Annotated in this window: 19 protein-coding genes and 1 pseudogene; 7 read left to right on the top strand and 13 right to left on the bottom strand. The window is 69.2% G+C overall.

Annotated features, from left to right (window positions below):
* Positions 1–67 precede the first annotated feature (67 nt).
* The 5 genes and pseudogenes from ACT4N7_RS24765 to ACT4N7_RS24745 all read right to left on the bottom strand — a co-directional run.
* Positions 68–334 (bottom strand): annotated as a pseudogene (locus ACT4N7_RS24765) (IS982 family transposase); the annotation flags it as partial.
* A 114-nt stretch (positions 335–448) separates the two neighbouring features.
* Entirely contained in the window at positions 449–2215 is a 1767-nt protein-coding gene (argS, locus tag ACT4N7_RS24760; RefSeq protein ID WP_444831236.1) for an arginine--tRNA ligase, read from the bottom strand.
* Complete coding sequence (locus ACT4N7_RS24755; protein WP_444831235.1) at positions 2208–3008, bottom strand: hypothetical protein; 801 nt, start codon at positions 3006–3008, stop codon at positions 2208–2210. The genes argS and ACT4N7_RS24755 overlap by 8 nt, the downstream gene beginning before the upstream one ends.
* Positions 3005–3955, bottom strand: coding sequence for a class I SAM-dependent methyltransferase (locus tag ACT4N7_RS24750; protein ID WP_444831234.1), 951 nt, complete (start codon positions 3953–3955; stop codon positions 3005–3007). The genes ACT4N7_RS24755 and ACT4N7_RS24750 overlap by 4 nt, the downstream gene beginning before the upstream one ends.
* Positions 3952–5481, bottom strand: coding sequence for a pyridoxal phosphate-dependent decarboxylase family protein (locus ACT4N7_RS24745; RefSeq protein WP_444831233.1), 1530 nt, complete (start codon positions 5479–5481; stop codon positions 3952–3954). The genes ACT4N7_RS24750 and ACT4N7_RS24745 overlap by 4 nt, the downstream gene beginning before the upstream one ends.
* Before the next feature lie 213 nt (positions 5482–5694).
* Here ACT4N7_RS24745 and ACT4N7_RS24740 point away from each other — a divergent pair, with 213 nt between their 5' ends.
* From ACT4N7_RS24740 to ACT4N7_RS24730, 3 genes are all read left to right on the top strand, one after another.
* Entirely contained in the window at positions 5695–6147 is a 453-nt protein-coding gene (locus ACT4N7_RS24740; RefSeq protein WP_444831240.1) for a nucleoside deaminase, read from the top strand.
* Between the two features lie 696 nt (positions 6148–6843).
* Entirely contained in the window at positions 6844–8283 is a 1440-nt protein-coding gene (locus tag ACT4N7_RS24735) for a helix-turn-helix domain-containing protein (protein ID WP_444831232.1), read from the top strand.
* Between the two features lie 14 nt (positions 8284–8297).
* The gene (locus ACT4N7_RS24730) at positions 8298–8657 is read left to right on the top strand and encodes a hypothetical protein (RefSeq protein WP_444831231.1); all 360 of its coding nucleotides are present in this window, start codon (positions 8298–8300) and stop codon (positions 8655–8657) included.
* Here ACT4N7_RS24730 and ACT4N7_RS24725 read toward each other — a convergent pair.
* A complete protein-coding gene (locus ACT4N7_RS24725) occupies positions 8654–9052 on the bottom strand; it encodes a hypothetical protein (RefSeq protein WP_444831230.1) in 399 nt (132 codons plus the stop codon). The genes ACT4N7_RS24730 and ACT4N7_RS24725 overlap by 4 nt on opposite strands.
* 9 nt (positions 9053–9061) lie before the next feature.
* Between ACT4N7_RS24725 and ACT4N7_RS24720 the strand changes: the two genes are divergently transcribed.
* Complete coding sequence (locus ACT4N7_RS24720; protein WP_444831229.1) at positions 9062–10570, top strand: peptide deformylase; 1509 nt, start codon at positions 9062–9064, stop codon at positions 10568–10570.
* Between the two features lie 44 nt (positions 10571–10614).
* Here ACT4N7_RS24720 and ACT4N7_RS24715 read toward each other — a convergent pair whose 3' ends face one another.
* Together ACT4N7_RS24715 and ACT4N7_RS24710 are read right to left on the bottom strand one after the other, a co-directional pair.
* Positions 10615–11334 (bottom strand): sulfite exporter TauE/SafE family protein, encoded by a 720-nt coding sequence (locus ACT4N7_RS24715; protein WP_444831228.1) that lies wholly within the window; start codon positions 11332–11334, stop codon positions 10615–10617.
* 61 nt (positions 11335–11395) lie between these two features.
* The gene (locus tag ACT4N7_RS24710; protein WP_444831227.1) at positions 11396–14218 is read right to left on the bottom strand and encodes an aconitate hydratase; all 2823 of its coding nucleotides are present in this window, start codon (positions 14216–14218) and stop codon (positions 11396–11398) included.
* A gap of 164 nt (positions 14219–14382) precedes the next feature.
* Here ACT4N7_RS24710 and ACT4N7_RS24705 point away from each other — a divergent pair, with 164 nt between their 5' ends.
* Positions 14383–14754, top strand: a complete 372-nt coding sequence (locus tag ACT4N7_RS24705; protein WP_444831226.1) for a glyoxalase — start codon at positions 14383–14385, stop codon at positions 14752–14754.
* Positions 14755–14801: 47 nt separating this feature from the next.
* Here the strand turns inward: ACT4N7_RS24705 and ACT4N7_RS24700 are convergent, their stop codons facing one another.
* A complete protein-coding gene (locus ACT4N7_RS24700) occupies positions 14802–16337 on the bottom strand; it encodes a flagellar basal body protein FliL (RefSeq protein ID WP_444831225.1) in 1536 nt (511 codons plus the stop codon).
* Positions 16334–16843 (bottom strand): hypothetical protein, encoded by a 510-nt coding sequence (locus ACT4N7_RS24695; protein ID WP_444831224.1) that lies wholly within the window; start codon positions 16841–16843, stop codon positions 16334–16336. Before ACT4N7_RS24695 ends, ACT4N7_RS24700 begins: the two co-directional genes overlap by 4 nt.
* Before the next feature lie 207 nt (positions 16844–17050).
* On the opposite strand from ACT4N7_RS24695, the gene ACT4N7_RS24690 reads away from it, so the two are divergent.
* Entirely contained in the window at positions 17051–18364 is a 1314-nt protein-coding gene (locus ACT4N7_RS24690) for an NlpC/P60 family protein (protein ID WP_444831223.1), read from the top strand.
* Here the strand turns inward: ACT4N7_RS24690 and ACT4N7_RS24685 are convergent.
* Positions 18299–18952 carry a PadR family transcriptional regulator gene (locus ACT4N7_RS24685; RefSeq protein WP_444831222.1) on the bottom strand — a complete coding sequence of 218 codons (654 nt, stop codon included), beginning with the start codon at positions 18950–18952 and terminating at the stop codon, positions 18299–18301. The genes ACT4N7_RS24690 and ACT4N7_RS24685 overlap by 66 nt on opposite strands.
* Positions 18949–19350, bottom strand: coding sequence for a hypothetical protein (locus tag ACT4N7_RS24680; protein ID WP_444831221.1), 402 nt, complete (start codon positions 19348–19350; stop codon positions 18949–18951). The genes ACT4N7_RS24685 and ACT4N7_RS24680 overlap by 4 nt, the downstream gene beginning before the upstream one ends.
* Positions 19351–19478: 128 nt before the next feature.
* Between ACT4N7_RS24680 and ACT4N7_RS24675 the strand changes: the two genes are divergently transcribed.
* Complete coding sequence (locus ACT4N7_RS24675) at positions 19479–20123, top strand: class I SAM-dependent methyltransferase (RefSeq protein WP_444831220.1); 645 nt, start codon at positions 19479–19481, stop codon at positions 20121–20123.
* Here the strand turns inward: ACT4N7_RS24675 and ACT4N7_RS24670 are convergent.
* Positions 20111–20545: a GNAT family N-acetyltransferase gene (locus ACT4N7_RS24670; RefSeq protein WP_444831219.1), complete on the bottom strand. Its 435-nt coding sequence runs from the start codon at positions 20543–20545 to the stop codon at positions 20111–20113. The genes ACT4N7_RS24675 and ACT4N7_RS24670 overlap by 13 nt on opposite strands.
* Positions 20546–20575: the final 30 nt, after the last annotated feature.

The raw sequence follows: 20575 nt of genomic DNA, 5'->3' as shown, positions 1-20575 counted from the left end.
CAGGAATGTCCCTCCAAATTCCTCCCAACTGGATCGGGGATACAGCGCGGCGCCTCATGGCGCAGCAGTGGTCGTAGGCGTTCATTGAGCGTTGGCTGGTCACGCCGGTGTTCCAGTTGTGCCAGATACCCGCGGCCATGGCCAGCAGGCGCTGGGCGACGCGGGTGAACACGCCTGCCGGGGTGCGTCCGCCGTGGTGTTCGAGGCCGAGTTGGCCTTTGAGGGTCTGGTTGACCGACTCGATCCACTGGCGCACCCGGCCGAGGTTGCCGTTGCGGTAGGTCTCGTCCTTACGGACCGGGCGCAGTTGTTGCAGCCCCAACACCTGAGCCACGGCCAGGCAGAGCAGTTCACTGTCGGTCAGCTCGGGCCGGCGACTACGCCCGGTGCGGGGCGCGGCCACTTCACCGCTGACTGACCGCACCGGGTCGGCGGGCCAAGCTGTTGTCTACATGCGTTCTGGTGCGGCGATGCCGAGCAGGTTGAGCCCTTGGCTCAGGGTGCGGGCGGCGAGGTGGCACAGGGCCAGGCGGTTGGCGCGTACCGGGGGGTCGGCGGGTAGGACTGGGCATGCTTCGTAGAAGTCGGTGAATGCCTTGGCCAGTTCGTAGAGGTGGCCGCAGAGTCGGTGTGGTTCGAGCAGTTGGCCGACTTCGACGAGGACGTCGCCGAAGGTGTCCAGTTCCAGGGCGAGTGCCCGTTCGGCCGGGTGCAGGGGCAGGGTCGGGTCGACCTCGGCGCCGGTGTCAGGGGCTTTGCGGAGGATGGAGCAGATGCGGGTGTGGGCGTACTGGAGGTAGACGCCGGTGTTGCCCGCGAAGGACACCATGCGGTCGACGTCGAAGAGGTAGTCCTTGGTGCGGTTGGTGGACAGGTCGGCGTATTTGACCGCGCCGATGCCTGCCTGGCCGGCGATCCGGTTCAGTTCGTCGTCGGCGAGGTCGTGTCCTCTTTCGGCAACGGTGGCGCGTGCCTTGTCGACGGCGGCGTCGAGCAGGTCCATGAGTTTGACGGTGTCGCCGGAGCGGGTCTTGAACGGCCGTCCGTCGGGGCCGAGCACGGTGCCGAACGCGACGTGGGTGATGTCGACTGTGTCGGTGAGCCAGCCCGCGCGGCGAGCGGCTTCGAAGATCAGCCGGAAGTGCAGGGCTTGGCGGGCGTCCACGACGTAGAGCAGCCGGTCGGCTTTCAGCTCGCGCACGCGGTAGCGGATGGTGGCCAGGTCGGTGGTGTCGTAGCCGTAGCCGCCGTCTTTCTTGCGGACCATGAGCGTGACGGGGTTGTCGTCCGGCCCGGTGACCTCCTGGGAGTACACGACGAGCGCGCCGTCGCTTTCCACCGCGATCCCCGCCGCGGTCAACTCGGCGACGATGTCGGGCAGGCGATCGTTGTAGAAGGACTCACCGGCGGAGTCCTCGGGTTCCAGCAGGACACCGAGCCGGTCGTAGATCTCGCGGAAGGCGAACTCGGACTCCGCGACGATCTCCCGCCAGCGGGCGATGGTGGCCGGGTCGCCTGCCTGCAGGGCGACCACCCGAGCGCGCGCTCGGTCGGCAAAAGCCGGTTGGGCTTCGAACTCGGCCCGCGCCGCCCGGTATAGGCCGTCCAACGCGGACACGGTCGAGGTGCCCTCGGCCAGGTGGTCGTGCTGCCAGGCGAGTTCGGGGTGCTCGTCGAGGTACTGGATGAGCATTCCGAACTGGGTGCCCCAGTCACCGACGTGGTTTTGCCGGATGACCTCGGCACCGAGGAATCCCAGCAGGCGAGCCAGGGCGTCACCGATGATGGTGGTGCGCAAATGGCCGACGTGCATCTCTTTGGCGATGTTGGGTGCCGAGTAGTCGATCACGGTGCGGCGGCCCTGCTCGGGCGTACCGATGCCCAGGCGGGGGCTGGCCAGCCGCGCGGCCACCTGCGCCCAGATCGCCGTGTCGGCTATGGCCAGGTTGAGGAAGCCAGGTCCGGAGATAGTCACCTCGTTCACCGGCGCGGCGCCGTCAGTGCGCAGTGCGTCGACCACGGCGGTGGCCAGGTCGGCGGGCTTGACGCGGGCGCGTTTGGCGAGCGCGAGGGCGGCGTTGGACTGGAAGTCCGCGTGCTCGGATCGCCGGACAACGGGATCGGCCCCGGCCAGTTCCGGCAGCACTCGGTCGATCGCACCCGACACGATGGTCTCGACCTGGCAGATCAGCGAGCGAACCTCGTGCTCATTCAAACCGGCATCCTCCTTGCTCAAGATGCTCACTATCCCAGGCTTGATCGATCGTTTCGCGTCGGTACCGGCGCAGCCTGGTCACCACCGCCCGGTGCCGCGCGCGGTACTGGTGGAAGCACACGCCGTCGGTCGTGGACACGACTTGTTCGGTGATGAGGTGGGCCAGGCCGCGGTGCAAGGTGGAGCACAGCGCGGGTCCGGGGGAGTAGCCGAGGAAGTCCTCGCCCGCCGCTCCGTCGGCTGCGGTGACCAGCACTGCCGCGGCCTCGGCAACGGTGAAGGTGGCTGCTAGGTCCAGTAGAGACAGCGCCACCAGCGCAAGGGTGCGGTCGGCGCGGGCGCAGTGTCGTCGATACAGGTTGATGTCGCCGCCGAGGAACACGTGGGTCGTGGTCAGTGCGTTGAGGATCAACCGCAACTTGAACGGCGCGGAGTTGAGAAACCACGGTGCCACGACCAGTGGCGGCACATGCAGGTCTCCGGCCGCGTCCAGGGTGAAACCACCCAGCGCGAGGGCGGCGTTGATCTGGGCCGGGCAGGCGTGCAGTTTCACCTCGTGGGCGACCTCGGTGTCCAGCCGCAACTGGTGATCGTTGTGCAAGGCCGTCACTGCCCTGACCAGTCGGTCGAGTTGGTGAGGGTGCAGGGGTGGTCCGACGAACAGGAGGTCGAGATCCGACCCGCGAGTGGCCATCGTCGCGTGAGAGCCGTAGGCCAGGACGTATCCGTTCGCGCCGACGAACTCGGCCCGAAGCCTGCCTGCGTCGGAAAAGGCGTCGTCGATGTCGCTCATCGGGCACGTGGGATGTGATGGTGCGGATCGTCGGTGGCGTGGAAGTCGATCACGTGGACGCCGCTGGGCAGGATCACGTCGCCGGAGGATTGGGTGTGGTCGTCCACGAACGCTTCGACCTCGGCCTGTATCTCGGGGTCGTTCACCAGAGCGGGCATGTTCTTGAAGTGCAGATGGTTGAACCACGCCCTTGCTGCGTCCTTGTTCGCGGCAAGGGCGACACCGCCGATGCGGGTGTGGGTCAACCAGCCCCTGCCCCGGTCTTCGGCGGCACGCAACTCCTCCAGCAACAGGTGTCGCGTGTAGCCGCGCCCGCCCTCGGGAAACGGGGCGATCGTCTCCCACGCGCGGGTCACGAGGCGTTGCTCGCGGGTCTCGGAGTCGAAGTACAACGCCAGCAGGTGCCCGTTGTCGGCGACCAGTGACACCAAGTCGCGCACAAGCTGCCGAGCCTGCCGGAGTGCTCCGGTCCGGTCGGCGACGGGTCGTATGCCCTCGGCAGTCATCTCTTCGAAGCAGTCGCCCAGCGGGTAACTCAACGACCAGAACGCGCCGACCAAGTCGAACTGGCCCGCCAAGCCTTTGTCCAGCATCTGCGCGGCGGCGCGGCGGGTGTCGGCGCAGCGAATCTCGGCGTGCGGGAAGCGTGCCCGGAAGGTGTCGAGCATCGCAGGGCTGGAGTCGATGGCTGTGAGGCGACGGGCATACGGGGCCAGCCGTGCGGTGACTCGACCCGTGCCACAGCCGAACTCGGCAACAGCGAACTCGCGACGTGGTGGCCCGTAGTGTTCGGCCATGACGCCGCCGACCAGGTCGACGTCCTCGCCGCCGTGGTAGTAGTGCGGGGGCAGCACCGCGTCGTAGATCCCGACCGACCGGTACACTGCCTTGATCCCGGTCGCCTGCCCTGCATCCTCGCCGGTGGCCTGGTTGGTTGTGTCGGTCATCCTCGATCCTTATCCCGGTGGTTCTCCCACAGACGGCCCAGGGACACGACGTAGTCCAGGACGCCGGTCATGTGACGGCGCTCGACTCGGGGATTGGCGGCCATGAAGCGCAGTGGGTACACCACAGCGCCGCGCCGCAGCGCGCTCGCGTCGTCTGGAACGCTGAATTGGTGCAAGTGCCAGGTGCCCTCGGCGAGCATCCTGTTGTGAATCCACCGGTTGGCCTGGTTGATCCGCTCAACATCGGCATTGCCGGGGTTGCGCGGTCGGAAGTCGACAGGCAGGTAGACGAACGTCACGGCGAGCAGATCGGGATCGTGCAGCCGCAGCAGCCGCTCGTGTACGTCGACCATATCGGCGAACTGGCCTGCTGTGGCCACTCGCTGCTCGGCCATTGCCGCCAGCCCGGTCCGACCGTGTGTCCGCATCAACATCCACAACTTCAGCGACATCCAGCCCTTGGTACCGACGAACGGGGTGACCTGTCCGAACGCGAAGTCTTCCTGCATGATCAGGTCGGAGTAGCTGGAGATCGCCCGCAGGCTGGCCGGCCTGCGCACCAACAGCGCGGACAGGCTGTAGGGCACGGCCATGACCTTGTGCGGGTCGACGGTAACGCTGTCGTAGCAGGCGATGCCGTCGATCTTGTGCCGGAGTTCGTCGCTGAACGCACACAACAGGCCCCAGCAGGCATCGGCGTGCAACCAGATCCGCTCGTCCACCGCACGAACGACATCGTGCACGCCGCGCAGGTCATCGATGGTCTGGGTGCGGCTGTCCCCCGCATAGGCGACCACCGCCATGATCCGGCCGGCGTTTTCACGCAGCGCGCGCTCCAACGCCCGTAGGTCGAAGCGGAACCCGACGGTGTCGACCTCGATCAGTTGGCTGCCGACACCGATCCAGGTCAATGCGCCTTTCACGCTGTAGTGGCCGATGCCGCGCGGCACGATGATGGCGAACCGACCGGGGTCGGTGACGCCGCGTTCCATCGTGCCCGGCGCGGCGTGTTCGCGGGCGAGCATCATGGCCACGGTGTTGCTCATTGTTCCGCCGTGAGTGACCACACCGCCGACGTCCCAGACTGTCGACAATTTGTCCACGCTCGGATTGGTGAAACCGATCAGCTCGCGTAGCCACCGCAGCACGGTGATCTCGATGAACGTCGCGCTCGGCGAGTCGAAGCTCTGGTTGATCAGATTCTGCTGGGTGAACAGCGCCAGGACACCACCCGCGAGGGCCGCGACGTCGTCACCGGTGTCGCCGAAGCCGAGGAACCGGGGGCTGGCTTCGTTCTTGCACATCGGAAGCACCGTCTCGGCAAACTCGGCGAGCACGTCCCCCACGGCGCAGGGGTGTTCCGGCAGATTCGACACGAGCAGGTCACGTGCCTGATCGGGGGGCAGTCGGGCGCGGTAGATCTCCGGCTGGAGCTTGAAGTCCAGTCCCATGTCGAGCGCGTGCGTGAGCACAGCGGCCGTCTCCTGCCGTACAGCGGCGGTGAGGGTACGGACTGGGTCGGTCAACGACGGAAGCTCCACCACGTCTCCTGTTCAGGCGATGCTTGGCGGGAAGCGTGCTCACTCTGGGCACATGCGCAAACCATCAGAGTAGTCGAGATGTCGATCACCGGGCCCGTGACGATCAACGGCCCGTGATCGGCACCGCCGGGGCTGCTTGTCGCGGTGATCGGCACAATCAGCACCGTGACTTTCCCGACCGCGAGGTACGAGCCGTTGATGTATCGCGCGTTGCAGCTCGCGCGCGCCGTACCCGACCCCGGAGCCGGTGACCCACCCGTGGGGGCGGTGATCTATGGGCCGGACTGGGCCGAGATCGCTTCGGCCCAGCATGACCGGGAGCGCACCGGAGACCCCACGGCCTACGCGGAAATCCTTGCCCTGCGCCAAGCCGCACGTGTGCTTGGAACCTGGCGGTTGGCGGGCTGCACGCTGGTTACCACGCTGGAGCCGGGCACCATGTCGGCGGGAGCCATCGTCTTGGCCCGCATCTCGTGCCTGGTCATCGGTTCCTGGGACAAGTACAACGGCGCAGTCTGCTCGCTGTGGGACGTCGTGCGGGACCAGAGACTCAACCACGTCGTCGAAGTCATCCCCGAAGTCCTCAAGCCCGAATGCGATGCGCTGCTCAACGCCTACCTTGACTCGCCGAGCTCGTCCGTCGCCGGCTGACGCAGCGCGCGCTGCCAGAGGCACGAACCGGCCATTGGCGAACAGCAGCGGGGACGCACCAGGGGGCAGGCCCGTGCACGTGGGGCCGGACGATGCGTTGGGGCGTCGGGCGTGGCGGACGCGCCGTGGGTTGCGGCCGGCGGGCGGCCAGGGGCACGACGATCTCGTGGGCCCGGCCGTCGAACCATCCGGCGGCTTCATCGGCGGGCGCGGACAGCACCTCATCGTTCCCCCGCGAGACGAGGAGCGGTGCGGTCAACACCTGGCGATCGTGCTGGTCGAGCAGGTAGATGCGCCGGGTCCACCACCTCGATCAGGGTGATGTCGAGGTCGAACTCCGAGTCCGCCTCGCCCTCCGCAGCCGACGCGGTCGGCGTTGCGGCCGGCCGTTCCATCTGGACTGTCACAGTTCCTCCTTGGTGTGTCGCGCGCCCCGAGACCCGTGTCGCGGCTATGGCCTGGTCGCTCGCCTGCCGGATGAGCCGCAGCGTCTTCAGTCAAGGCGTCCTGATCAATCTCGGCCAGGGCGTGGACACGGCGGCAATGCGGCGACAATGCGGCGACACCTACTTTGACCTGCGAAAATATCGCCGGCGGGGTGGTAGTCCGATCGGGTGCTGCTCGCCGAGCGGGTGATCAGACTTGGCCGGTACCTGGTTATCGTGGCATCGGGACCGACGGGGCGAGGTGATGGTCGTGGGAGACCGGCGAGAGGCATTCGCCGCGCGGCGCGAGCTGATGGGCTACACCCAGGAGGGCCTCGCAACCGCGGTCGGGGTGGACTTCTCCACCGTCGGCCGGTGGGAACGCGGCGACCTGACCCCGCAGCCGTACCGGCGGCCCCGGATCGCGAAGGCGCTCGGCCTCACGCTCGAACATCTGGGTACCTTGCTCACGTCGACGTCGCCACGGCGGACCCGCGTTCCATCCTCGACCGCCGCACCGGCCCGGATTGCGGATGTCGACGAGCACATGGGAGGACGCCGCGAAACCCACAGCACTCGAAACGGCGCCTCCCGCGCCCCCCGTGGCGCGACCGCACCGCTCCTTGGCGGTGCCCTTGTCGAACGGTGCGCCCTGCCCGCTCAGCCGGACCTCGCGGAGATAGACGACATGAACCGTCGCGACCTGCTACGCCTGTTCAGCATGACCGGCGCCTTGCTGGCGTTACCGGCGGCCGAGTCGGCTGTCGACGACGCGGAAAGGCTCGCTGCGGCAGCCCGAACCGGTGGCGTGGATTCGGCGGCAGTCGCCGAGTTCGAGCAGTTCAACAGCCACTTGTGGCGCGTCTACGCCCTCGCGCCGACGAAGAGCCAGGTACTTCCCCTGGTCCGTGCCCAGTTCGACGTCCTGTCCGAGGGCCTGCGCCGCCCACAGACGCCTGCCTCCCGGCAGCGACTGTGCGCACTGTCCGCCGACCTCTTCCAACTGGCCGGGGAGATCTTCTTCGACGGCGACCGCTACACCGACGCCGCCCACTGCTACACCCTGGCCGCGACGGCGGGCAAGGAAGCGAACGCCTTCGACCTGTGGGCGTGCGGGTTGACCAGGCACGCCTTCATCGCGGTCTACGAACACCGGTTCGCCGAGGCGGCGCCGCTGCTCGAACTGGCCGCTGACCTGGCCCATCGAGGTGACCCGGCACTGTCGACCCGGTACTGGGTCGCCGCCGTGCAGGCCGAGACCTTCGCCGGACTCGGCGCTCTCGATGCCTGCCGGCGCGCACTGGACACCGCGGCCGATGTCCAGCAGTTGACCGGTGAGGTGCACAACGGCGGCTGGCTACGGTTCGACGGGTCCCGGCTGGCCGAGGAACGGGGCACCTGTTACGTCACCCTCGGGCGGGCCGACCTCGCCGAAGCCGCCTTGGCCGACGCCCTGGCCGGCAATCTCACTGCCCGGCGTAAGGCCGGGGTCCTCACCGATCTGGCGATGATCGGTGTGCACCGGCGCGATCCTGAACAGGTTGTCGCCTATACCGACGCTGTCCTGGCCACCGCTCGCCACACCGGCTCCGGCGTGGTCGTGCGCAAGCTGCGCGGCCTTCAGCCGCACTTGGCCCCGTTGCTCGCCGACCAGCAGATCCAGCGACTCGACGCCGAGATCACCAGCCTTGTCGGCAATCACGCCGCGTGATGGAGGAGAACAGGATGCAGGACGACCGAGGCCGCGTGTTCCGTGAGGCGTGGATCGCCGGAGTCACCAAGTACTTCCCCGGCGAACCCAAGCCCGGCTACATCACCCCGTGGGACCAGACCCCCGATTGGGAACGCGACGCCGCGACCGCCGTCTACGACCAGGTCTTCGCCTTCCTCAGGGCCACCGACGGCGCCGCCACCAAACTCACCCGCGACCAGAAGAGCCGGTTCGTGGCCGTGTGCTGGACCGGCCAGATCTTCAAGCACTTCCCCGATCCCAAGCCGTCCTATGTCGCCGACTGGAACGACTTGCCTGACTGGCAGAAGGAAACAGACGGCGACATCTTCGAGCGCATCGAACAAGACACCTAGCCAGCGCGGTGCTGACCACACGCGCCACCATCCACCGCAACGGACCCGATCGACAACGGCCTCGCGGCGGTCGAGTACGCCGCGATTCGGAGGCAGGGCAGGCAGATCGGTGGCTCGGTGACGCCCATGCCGTTCGGCCAGCCTGGCCAGTCGTCGCGGTGGTCGTTAAGGAGCCACAGGACGCCGTCGTCTGCCAGGTCGGCCGGGCCCGCGCAGACCTGGCAGAGGAGTTTGCGCATCGCGTGGCGTTGTCGTAGCGAGTTGACCTTGCCGAATTCCGGCGTGCCGTGTCCGGGGTGCGACGGCATGCGAGTCCAGAGGACGCCGTTGCGGTCACGGTCGCCGATGGTTTCGTCGGCGTAGGCGATACCTAAGCCGCTGGGGTGCGCCACCACCCGAGCGGCGTGGCTGGAACCGGCGCCCCAACCGACACCGACGAGGTGAACACCTTTGCCGTGGAGCTGCGCCGCTGGCGCGACGTGCGCGGGCACTCTCGTGCCACCCTGGCCAAGGCCATGGGCTATGACCGCTCTTATGTGTCCAAAGTGGAGTCTGGGTCGGAACGGCCGTCGGAGGCGTTCGCCGCGCACGCCGAGACCGCGCTGCGCGCAGGCGGGGCACTGCGGGCAGCGTTCCGCGACTACGAAGCCCACCGGCCCACTCGTACTCGGCCACCGGTCGAGTCGGGGGAGTCGGCCGCTGCGGGCAGTCTGGTGGTCGACCACGACGACGCGACCCTGCGCTACGACGACGGCGTCTACCGGCTCACGCAGCGCCGCCGCCTAGTCAATGGCGGCAACGAGCCGATCAGCCGTTACCTGATCCGCATCTCGGTCGACCGCTACCCCGGCGACCCGCAGCGTTCCAACCGGCTCTACAGCGAGGATCCGCTGACTTGGGAAGAGATCGGGCTGCGTGCCTGGCACGGCCAAGGCCGCGCCAATCCGATGGACTGGACCGCCCACCACGACCGGGCCGCGTTCAAGGAGGTGTGGCTGCTCTTCGCGGGCGAGCACGGCCACTTCCCGCTCTACCCGGGCGAGGCATGCTGGATCGAGTACGAGTACACGGTCAGTGAGGCACACTGGGGCAACTGGTTCCAGCGCGCCGTGCGGCTGCCCACCCGTACTCTGTCGGTGTGCCTGGACTTCCCGTCCGAACTCGCCCCGGTCGTGTGGGGGCTGCACACGTCGATGACGGCCCAGGCCATGCCGTTCGCCACGGCCATCACCCGCGCCGACCTCGCTGAGGACACCAGCGAGCGGCACGTGTTCTCCTGGTCCTGTGCGGACCCGCCGCTGCACGCCCGCTACCGCCTCGAATGGGACTTCCGGCGGCACACCGGCAACCCCGCTCGGCCGCCCGCTCGACCGAGTGCGGTGATGGCCGCGCTGGGTATCGCGCAGGACGGTGACCCCACGTTGCGGCGCACCGCTGCCCGGTTCGATCTGCCCGCCGAGGCCGAGGACGCCCGCCGGGTGGTCGCCGCACTCAACTCCGCGGCCGAACGCGTCGCCAAGGCGCATACATTCGGCAAGGGCATGGGCATCGCCGCGCCCCAGATCGGCATCGACCGTGCCGCCGCGATCGTGCGCACCCCAGACGGGGAGGCGATCACTCTATTCAACCCGACCATCATCGAGCACAGCGGCGAAGTCGACGAACAGTACGAGGGATGCCTGTCCTTCTTCGACGTCCGCGGCCAGGTCCCCCGCGCCCACATCATCGACGTCGAGCACACCACCATCGAAGGCACCACCCGGATCACCCGTTTCGAGCGCGGCTTGGCTCGCCTCGTCGCCCACGAGGTCGACCACCTCCACGGCGCCCTCTACACCGACCACATGCGCGACGGGAGCACACCGATCCCGGTCGAGCAGTACCGAGGTACCGGTACCACCTGGAAGTACTGACCCACAAGGCCGACTGTCGGGTGGCTGTGGTCGATACCCGTGGCTCAGGCGCCGAGCAGGCTCCGTCCGATGAGGACGATCGCGCTCGCCGCCGCTACCACCAGCACCCCCGTGCGCACCCGCCCGCCGTGCAGATATCGGCGCAGTGGCCCGGAAACCGCGAACCCGACCAGCATGAACGGCACCAGCACCGCCGCCGCCAGCAGGTGTCGCTGTTCGACGCGGCCCGCGATCGCGAGCGTGGTGATCGACGACACCGAGGCCAGCAGGAAGTACGCCCCCAGCGTCCCCCGCACCGTCGGGCCGGACTGGTGTTGGTACAGTAGGGCGATCGGCGGTCCGCCGATCGAGGACACCGTGCCGAACGCGCCCGACGCGGTGCCCGCGATCACCAGGCTCGGCGGGGTCGGCCGGGGTGTCCAGGTGACCAGCGACAGCGCCACGCAGACGAGCACCGACAGTCCTATCACGACGTTGAATCCCGCCAATGGCAGCAGGGACAGCGCAAGTAGGCCGAGCACGTTGCCGGGGAGCCGTCCCAGCATCGCCCAGCCGACGCCGCCCCAGTGCACCGAGCCGTGTTCGCGCACCATCGCCATGGTGGCCTGCACGCACGCCACCAGCAGCACCGGGACCGGCACCAGCATCGGGTCGAGCAGGGCGAGCAGCGGGCCGGCGATCAGGTTGAGTCCGTAACCGATCGTGCCCTGCACGACCGATCCGATCAGCACGATCAGGCCCGCCGCCAGCAGTACAGTGCTCATCTGGACAGTCCACAACGGACGGAACGGGGGTCGCCCTGCCCCGGTCGACCCCCGTTCCGCATCAGCCGTTGACCATTTTGCGCAGGACGTACTGCATGATGCCGCCGTTGCGGTAGTAGTCGGCCTCGCCCGGGGTGTCGATCCGTACCACCGCGTCGAAGTCCACAGTGGACCCGTCGCGGGTGGCGGTGACCTTGACCGTGCGCGGGGTCTCGCCGTCGTTGAGTACGGTGACGCCCGCGAAGTCGAAGGTCTCCGTGCCGTCCAGGCCCAGCGACACGGCGGTCTCGCCCGCCGGGAACTGCAGCGGCAGCACGCCCATGCCGATCAGGTTCGACCGGTGGATGCGCTCGAAGGACTCCGCGATCACCACCCGCACACCCAGCAGCGAGGTGCCCTTCGCCGCCCAGTCGCGCGAGGAACCCGAGCCGTATTCCTTGCCCGCCAACACGACCAGCGGGATGCCCGCCGCCGCGTAGTGCTGTGCGGCGTCGTAGATGAACGCCTGTTCGCCGCCCGCGGTGAAGTCGCGGGTGTAGCCGCCCTGGACCCCTGCGCCGTTGTTTTCGCTGTCGAGCAGCAGGTTGCGCAGCCGGATGTTCGCGAACGTGCCGCGGATCATCACCTCGTGGTTGCCGCGCCGGGACCCGTAGGAGTTGAAGTCCTTGCGGTCCACGCCGTGCTCGGTGAGGTAGCCGCCCGCGGGCGAGTCCTGTTTGATCGCGCCCGCGGGCGAGATGTGGTCGGTGGTGACCGAATCGCCCAGCAGCGCCAGCACTCGCGCGCCGGAGACGTCGGTGACCGGCGCGGGCTTCATCTCCATGCCGTCGAAGTACGGGGGCTTGCGCACGTAGGTGGACTCGGGGTCCCACTCGAAGGTCTTGCCGGTCGGCGTGGGCAGCGACTGCCAGCGCTCATCGCCGGTGAACACGTCCTTGTAGCTCTCGGCGAAGCTCTCCGCGGACAGCGCCGCCGTGATCGTGTCCGAGATCTCCTGCGGCGTCGGCCAGATGTCGGCCAGGTGCACCGGCTGCCCGTCCGACCCGATGCCCAGCGGCTGGGTGGTGATGTCGATGTCCATCGACCCGGCCAGCGCGTAGGCCACCACCAGCGGCGGCGAGGCCAGGTAGTTCATCTTGATGTCCGGGTTGATCCGGCCCTCGAAGTTGCGGTTGCCCGACAGCACGGACACGACGGCGAGGTCGGCCTCCTGCACCGCGGCGGAGATCTCCTCCTGCAGCGGGCCCGAGTTGCCGATGCACGTGGTGCAGCCGTAGCCGACCAGGTTGAAGCCCAGCTTGTCCAGGTACGGGGTCAGCCCGGCCCGGTCGTAGTAGTCCATGACGACCTTGGACCCCGGCGCCAGCGTGGTCTTCACCCACGGCTTGCGCTCCAGGCCGCGCTGCACGGCCTTCTTCGCCAGCAGCGCCGCGCCGATCATCACCGACGGGTTGGACGTGTTGGTGCAGGAGGTGATGGCCGCGATCGCCACCGCGCCGTGGTCGATCTCGAAGGTGGCGCCGTCGAGGGTGACCGTGGTCGGCCTGCTGGTGCGGCCCTCGGCGCCCGCGGCGGCCGAGTGGTAGTCGAACGGCTTGCCCGCCGAGCCGTTGCCGCTCGCGGCGGGCGCGGGGGAGTCGCTGGCCGGGAAGGACTCCTTCGCCGCCTCGTCCACAGTGGACTCCGGGGCGTCGGTGGCGTAACTTCCCAGCGCCACGCGGAAAGCGTCGCGCGCGTCGGTCAGCTCGATGCGGTCCTGCGGGCGCTTCGGCCCAGCGATCGAGGGCACCACGGTCGCCAGGTCCAGCTCCAGGGACTCGGAGAACACCGGCTCCGAAGAGTCGACACTGTGCCAGAGACCTTGTGCTTTGGCGTACGCCTCGACCAGCGCCACGTGCTCGGCCGAGCGGCCGGTGAACTTGAGGTAGTCGATGGTCTCGGCATCGATCGGGAAGATCGCCGCGGTGGAGCCGAACTCCGGGCTCATGTTGCCGATGGTGGCGCGGTTGGCCAGCGGCACGGCGGACACGCCGGAGCCGTAGAACTCGACGAACTTGCCGACCACGCCCAGCTCGCGCAGCATCTCGGTGATCGTCAGCACCAGGTCGGTCGCGGTGGCGCCCGCGGGCAGCTCGCCGTGCAGCTTGAAGCCGACGACCCGCGGGATCAGCATCGACACCGGCTGGCCGAGCATCGCCGCCTCGGCCTCGATGCCGCCCACGCCCCAGCCCAGCACGCCCAGGCCGTTGACCATGGTGGTGTGCGAGTCGGTGCCGACGAGCGTGTCGGGGTACGCCTGCCCGTTGCGCACCATGACAACGCGCGCGAGGTGCTCGATGTTGACCTGGTGCACGATGCCGGTGCCCGGCGGGACGACCTTGAACTCGTCGAACGCGGTCTGGCCCCAGCGCAGGAACTGGTAGCGCTCCCGGTTGCGCTCGTACTCCAGCTCCACGTTGCGCTCGAAGGCGTCCGGGCGGCCGAAGACATCGGCGATGACCGAGTGGTCGATGACCAGCTCGGCGGGTGCCAGCGGGTTGACCTTGGTCGGGTCGCCGCCGAGTTGGGTGACCGCCTCGCGCATGGTGGCGAGGTCGACGACGCACGGCACCCCGGTGAAGTCCTGCATGACCACGCGGCCGGGGGTGAACTGGATCTCCGTCGACGGCTCGGCCGCCGGGTCCCAGTCCGCCAGGGCGCGCACGTGGTCGGCGGTGATGTTCAGCCCGTCCTCGGTGCGGAGCAGGTTCTCCAGCAGGATCTTCAGGCTGTACGGCAGGCGCTCGGCCCCCGGCACCGCGTCGAGTCGGAACACCTCGTAGGAGGCGTCGCCGACGGTCAGGGTGGCGCGGGCGCCGAAGCTGTCGCTAGTGCCCGGGGGCACGGAACTCGGTGTGGTCACGGTCCAACTCCAGTGGCGGCGCAAAGTCAGTTCGGTTCGAGGGTGAGTCTCGCGCACCCGCTCGGGGCGGCCCGAGACGGCCTCACGGATCTAACAGTACGCTTGTCCTGTATTAGGCTTCAAGGGGACCCGCCGAGGAGGAGAATGTGATCCATCACGTGCAGATCGCCTGCCCACCGGGCAGCGAGGACGGCATCCGGGCGTTCTACACCGGTGTGCTCGGCTGGGCGGAGCTGCCCAAACCCGCGGTGCTGGCCGCGCGCGGCGGGTGCTGGTTTCGGGTGCCCGGCGTCGGCGGGCCGGACGGGGAACTGCACGTGGGCGTGGAGGCCGACTTCCGCGCGGCGCGCAAGGCCCATCCCGCGTTCGTCGCCGACGTCGACGCGGTGGCCGCGGCCGTCGCGGCGGCGGGCCACGAGGTGCGCTGGGCCGACCCCGCGGAGACCCCGGGCCTGCGCCGCTTCCACACCGACGACTCGGTGGGCAACCGGCTGGAGTTCGTCGCCGAGCTGACCTGAGCACGGCGAAGGCCGCCGCCCGACCGGGGCGGCGGCCTTCGCGCGGGCTACTTGACCAGCTTGAACAGCGCCTTGATGTCCTCGGGGTTGAGGCTCTTGAGCGCGGTGACCTGGATGTCGGTCAGCGAGCGGATCGGGCTGACGTACCACTTGCCGTCGGCCTCGGTGGTCACCACTCCGGTGTTCGCGATCATGCCCTTGACCAGGTTGGTCAGCGCCTGCTTGGCGTCCGGGTCCATCCGCTTGCCGCCGATCTGCTGCGCCAGGTCGTCGGCGCAGAACTGCTCGCGCTCGCCCTCGACCTCGGCGGCGTAGCACTCGCCGTCCTTGGTGACGCGGACGCGCTCGCCCTCGGATTCGGCCTCGAACTCCTTGAGCAGCACCTTGGTGGCGCCCTCGACCTCGACGGTCTCGGTCTCCAGCTTGAGGATCTTCACCGGCGCGGGCTTCGGCTTGCCCGCGGCCTCGATCAGCGCGGGGCCCACGTCGTGCAGCACGCCCATCTCGCCCGGCGGGAGCAGTTCGATGACCCGCTCCAGGTCCGCGGCGAGCGCGGCCTCGGCCATCTCCCGCACGGCGTCGCCCGGGGTGGCCGCGCCCTTGGCGGCGATGGCCTGCTTCGGCCACTCCATCTTCTCCTCGGCCAGCCCGTAGTCGGCGAAGGTGTAGAAGAGGCTGGGGTACCACTGGTCGTCGACCTTGACCGTGGCGATCCTGATCGGCTCGCCCTTGTTGTCCTTGACGATCTCGGCGACGTCGACGGTCTCGGTCTGCGGCTTGGCGTTCATCCCGCGCGGGAATGCGAGGTCGATGAACTCTTCGGTGAAGGGCAGCTTGCTCGCGTCCGAGCTGATGGTGATCTTGCCCGCGACCAGCTTGGTGATGGTCAGGTGGTCGTTGACCTTCTCCGCGGCCGACTCTTCGAACACCAGGCCCTCGGTCTTGAGCTCGAAGCCCTCGATCTTGTTCGGGTCGACGTCGCTCTTGTAGACCTGCAGGCGCTGCAGTTCCTTGGTGGTCTCGGAGTTCAGCGTGGTCATCAGGTCGCGCTCGGCGGGGGCGAGCATGGTGAGCACGCCCGCTACGTCGCCCTGGCCGATGGCGTTGACCAGGCTGGTCGCCGCCGCCGTCGGGTTGTCCGCGCCGGCCTGGGTCGACCCGCGGTTGAGCGCCCACACCGTGAAGCCCGCCCCCGCGGCCACGGCGAGCACCGCGACCACGGTGCCGATGATCAAGCCCTTGCGTTTGCGGGGCGCGGACGGCGGCGCCGGGTAGCCGTAGCCCTGGCCGCCGTACTGCGGCTGGCCGTAGCCCTGCTGGTCGTAACCGGGCTGGTCATAGCCGGGCTGGTCATAGCCGGGCTGGCCGTACGCGGGCTGGCCGTACGCCTGGGTCGGCTGCGGTCCGGTCTGCGGGTAGCCGCCCTGCTGTTGGTAACCGGGCTGGGGGTAGCCACCCTGCTGGGGGTAGCCGCCTTGCTGCGGGTAGCCGGGCTGAGCGGGGAACGGTCCGCTACCCGGACCGCCTTGCTGCTGATACGGGTCGTTCGGCTGCCACTGGCCGCCTGAACCTGGATAGGTCACGGTTCCCCTCCTGCGATCCTGCTCGCGCTCCTGCGCCTGCCCACGAAGATGCCCAAGGCCCCCACCAAGGCCAGCGCCGAGCCGATGAGTGTGACTGTCGGTCCGGTACCGGCGATGCCGAGCGGGCTGTCCTCGCCACCACTTTCGACGCTAGCGCCACCGGAAATGGTTCCGGTGATTATCGCGAGAATGACGCAAATCGTTGCCGACGTGCGATGCAAGCCGAACGCGTACGCCACGATGCTCAGCGTCACCACCGGGATCATCCCGTACCAGGCGTAGAGCAGCAGTTCCAGCGTCTGGCCGCGGAGGAACCCCAGGGTCTGGATCACGCCGATGAGCTGGAAGCTGTCGCGCAGCACCGCGCCCGACCGGAACCAGGGCAGGAACATGCCCGCGACGACGGTCGCGAGGCCGAGCGCGGCGGTGGCCGCCGCGGCGATTCGCAGCGACGTCGTTCGATCTGGCACCCGACCATGCTCGCAGCCGCGCGCCGCGGTGATCACAGCGCCCCGACCGGGTGACGCCGACTGTCCATTGTCGAACCGTCGAAGCCCGATTCGTGTTACCCAGCGTGTCTCTCGGGGTGAATGTGGCCCGAGGTGAGTAAGTTTCCCCTGTTACGGCTGGTGCGTGGTGTGTCCAAGTGGCACAGTCGGTCCTGCTCAGCGAAGTGGACGGGGGGAGCCGTCCCGACTGGAGGGTGGGGAGTCGTGCCGAACGGACGTGGCCGGTCCTGGGGCCTGATCGCGGCGACGTGTTCGCTCGTGTTGCTGATGGCGGGCACGGGCACGGCCGCGGCGGTCCCGCCGCCGCCGCCGAACCCGAGTGATTCCGAATTGGACTCCGGCCGCGCCGTCGCGAAAGCCAAGGCGGGCAAGGTGGGTGAGCTGACCAACCAGCTCGCGCAGGCCGAATCCCGGCTCCTGCAATTGCAGGCCGAGGTCGAGGCCAAGATGGAGGACGCCAACAAGGCGCTGGTCGACCTGGAGACCGCGCGGGAGATCGCGGCCAAGGCCAAGGCCGACGCCGAGGCCGCCCGCCGCGAGTCCGACAGCGCGGGCGAGGCGATCGACGACGCGCGCGCGCAGCTCGACGACTTCGCCGCGGGCAGCTACAAGCAGGGCACCACCGTGGGCTCGGTCTCGGCGTACCTGGGTGCCAAGAGCCCGGAGGACCTGCTGGCCAGGGCGCAGTTGCTCAACGCGATCAGCGGCAGCGAACTCGACGCGTTGGAGTCGATGGAGCGCGCCCGCACCACCAAGGCCAACAAGGATTCCCTCGCCCGCTCCGCCCTGGACGAGGCCACCAAGCGGCAGGCCGAGGCCGAACAGGCCAAGCACACCGCCGACGCGGCCACGGCGTCGGCCCAGCAGGCCCAGCGCGAGCAGGCGGGCAAGTCCCAGGAGCTGGAGGCGGCCCGCGCCGACTACGAGCGCCAACTCGACGCCGCGCAGGCCAGGGTCGGCGGCCTGGAGAACCAGCGCCAGCGCTACCGCGACTGGCGCGCGGCCAAGCAGCGCGAGGACGAGCAGAACGCGGCAGCCGCCGCGGCGGCCAACGGCGGTGGCGGTGGCCCGCGCCCGGCGGTGCGTCCGGTGGCGGGCAAGTCGGTCAAGGTCGTCATCGACCGAGCCCTGTCCCAGCTCGGCGTGCAGTACGCGTGGGGCGGGGGCAACGGCAGCGGCCCCACCCGCGGCATCCGCGACGGCGGCGTGGCCGACAGCTTCGGCGACTACAACCGGGTCGGCTTCGACTGCTCCGGCCTGATGATCTACGCGTACGCGGGCGTCGGCATCCGCCTCCCGCACTACAGCGGCTACCAGGCCACCTCGGGCCGCCGGGTCCCGCTGAACCAGATGGCCCCCGGCGACATGCTGTTCTGGTCAACCGGTGGCCGCATCCACCACGTCGCGATGTACATCGGCAACGGGCAGATGGTCGAGGCGCCGTACTCCGGCTCACGGGTCCGAATCGCCCCGGTCCGCTACGGCGGCATCGTCCCCTACGCCACCCGCCTGCTCTGAGCTGCCGCGGTGGTCGGGGTCGATGAACTCGGCCCATCCGCCGGGGCACGCGCCGCCGCTCGCGTAGTCCGCCGCGACGCGTTCGAGCCAGTCGATCTCCGCGGTCAGGGCGAGCAGCGGCCGCTCGAACGCCAGCGCGGGCAGGCGTAGGTCTCGTTCCCGACACCACGCGAGTTGCTCGGCGAGGAACTCGCGGCGGGCCCTGAGTGTGCCGAGGCCGTCCGCGATCGCCTGCCGGGCCTCGGGTTCGGCGAGGAACGGCAGGACGTAGACGCCGAGGTCGAGTTCGTTGCGCGGGTGGGCCGGGTCGGCGAGGCGGCGCAGGCCCTCGGCCCGCAGCGTGTCCGTACCGTGCTCGGTGATCCGGTACATCTTTCGCGTGTGTCCCTTGTGGATCGTCACGCGGACGCGGATCAGGCCGCGATCGTCCAGGTGGGCGAGCGCGTTGTAGATGCTCGATCGGCGCAATCGGGTCCAGAGCCGGAATCCCCGCTTGGTGACGAGCTTGCGGATCTCGTAGCCGTGCGTCTCGCCTTCGGCCAGCAGGGCGAGCACGACGAACTCCGACTCGGCCAGGTCGCCGGTCATTCGGCGCGACCGCGCAGTGCGGCGGCGACGGCCTCGTCGAGCGGGGGCAGGTCGCCCGCGTGCGCGGGCAGGTGGCGCCACCGGATCGTGCCGTCGGTCACGGCGAAGGTGCCCGCGCTCTGCCACCGGCTGCCGTTGGCCCGCCGGTTGTGGATCCCCTCGGTCGCGCTCAGACCGGCCAGGTGTCGCAGGGTGGCTTCGGCGAACGGGCAGCCGATGTGGCGCAGGAACGCGACGACGGCGGGCCCGCCGTCGAGGATCGGCAGGGTCGGCGCCGCCTCGCCGAGCCCTGGCGGTTTCGCGGTCAGCACCGCTTTGGGTTTGGCGAAGCTGTTCGGCGAAGTGACGAGGTCACGCGCCAGGTACCCCACGGCTTTCCGGCCCGCGCTGCCGCTCATCCGCCGCTCCTCACTGCGTATAGTCCAGATCTGGACTATACGCATCATTAGACCACATCTGGACTATCCGTTAGCGGTGGTGCCGCGAACGGCTACTGTTCGACCGCATGTCGGCGACTCACCGCGATATGACTGCGGCGACGCGGCGGAGCTACGACGTGGTGGCCGACCGTTACGCCGCCGAGTTCGGCGGCGAGCTGCGGCACAAGCCGCTGGACCGCGCGCTGCTGGACGCCTTCGCCGAGTTCGCCGCGGGCGGGCCCGTCCTCGATGTGGGCTGCGGGCCCGCGCAGGCAGCCGCGTTCCTCGCCGCCCGAGGCGTTCCGGTCGTCGGCATGGACCTGTCGCCCGCGATGTGTGCGGCCGCCCGGCGGACCACTGGTGTCTCGGTCTGCGCGGCGGACATGACCGCGCTGCCGATCCGGTCGCGGGCCGTGGCGGGCCTCGTGTGCCTGTACGCGGTCATCCACCTCGACCCCGCGCAACGTGCCGCGGCCTACGCGGAGTTCGCCCGAGTCCTCCGTCCCGGCGGGCACGCGCTGATCGCCTTCCACACGAGCGACGCCGAGATCCCGACCGGCGAGGCGAAGAAGCCGGCCGACTGGTGGGGCCACCATGTGGACCTGACCTTCCGGTTCCTCGACCCCGTCGCGGAGGCGGAGACGCTGGCCGCCGCCGGTCTGGCGGTCGTGGCCCGCCTCGACCGCGATCCACATCCCGAGGTGGAGCACCCCAGCAGGCGAACCTGCCTGCTGGTGCGTCACATCGGATAGACGTAGCAGAGGAAGCCGTGGAACTGGGCCACCCGGTCGTACAGCGCGCGGGCGCGGGCGTTGTCCTGCTTGGTGTGCCAGTACAGCCGAGGCATCCCGCGCTCGCGCGACACCTCGGCTACCTGCTCGATCAGCCCGCGTGCCGCTCCTCGACCGCGCGCCGCCTCGTCGACGTAGAGGTCCTGCAGATAGCAAGCTCCGGTCGACCAGACGTTGGCGTGGAACAGGAAGTGCGCGATGCCGACCACGCTCCCGTCGATCCGCGCGGCGACACCGTGCAGCTCGTCGGCGCGCAGCAGCCGCTGCCACGTCCGCTCGTAATCCGCGTCCGGCACGGCGGTCTCGTAGAACGCCTTGTAGGCGCGCGCCAGGACTTCCCACCCCGCGCGGTCGGGCGGGCGCAGCGCACTGATCTCCAGCATGCCGCCATCCTGGCACCGCCGCCCGGGCCG

Origin of the sequence: Actinokineospora sp., assembly GCF_052390155.1 — a bacterium.
Lineage (GTDB): Bacteria > Actinomycetota > Actinomycetes > Mycobacteriales > Pseudonocardiaceae > Actinokineospora.
This window is presented reverse-complemented; position numbering and strand designations above follow the sequence as displayed.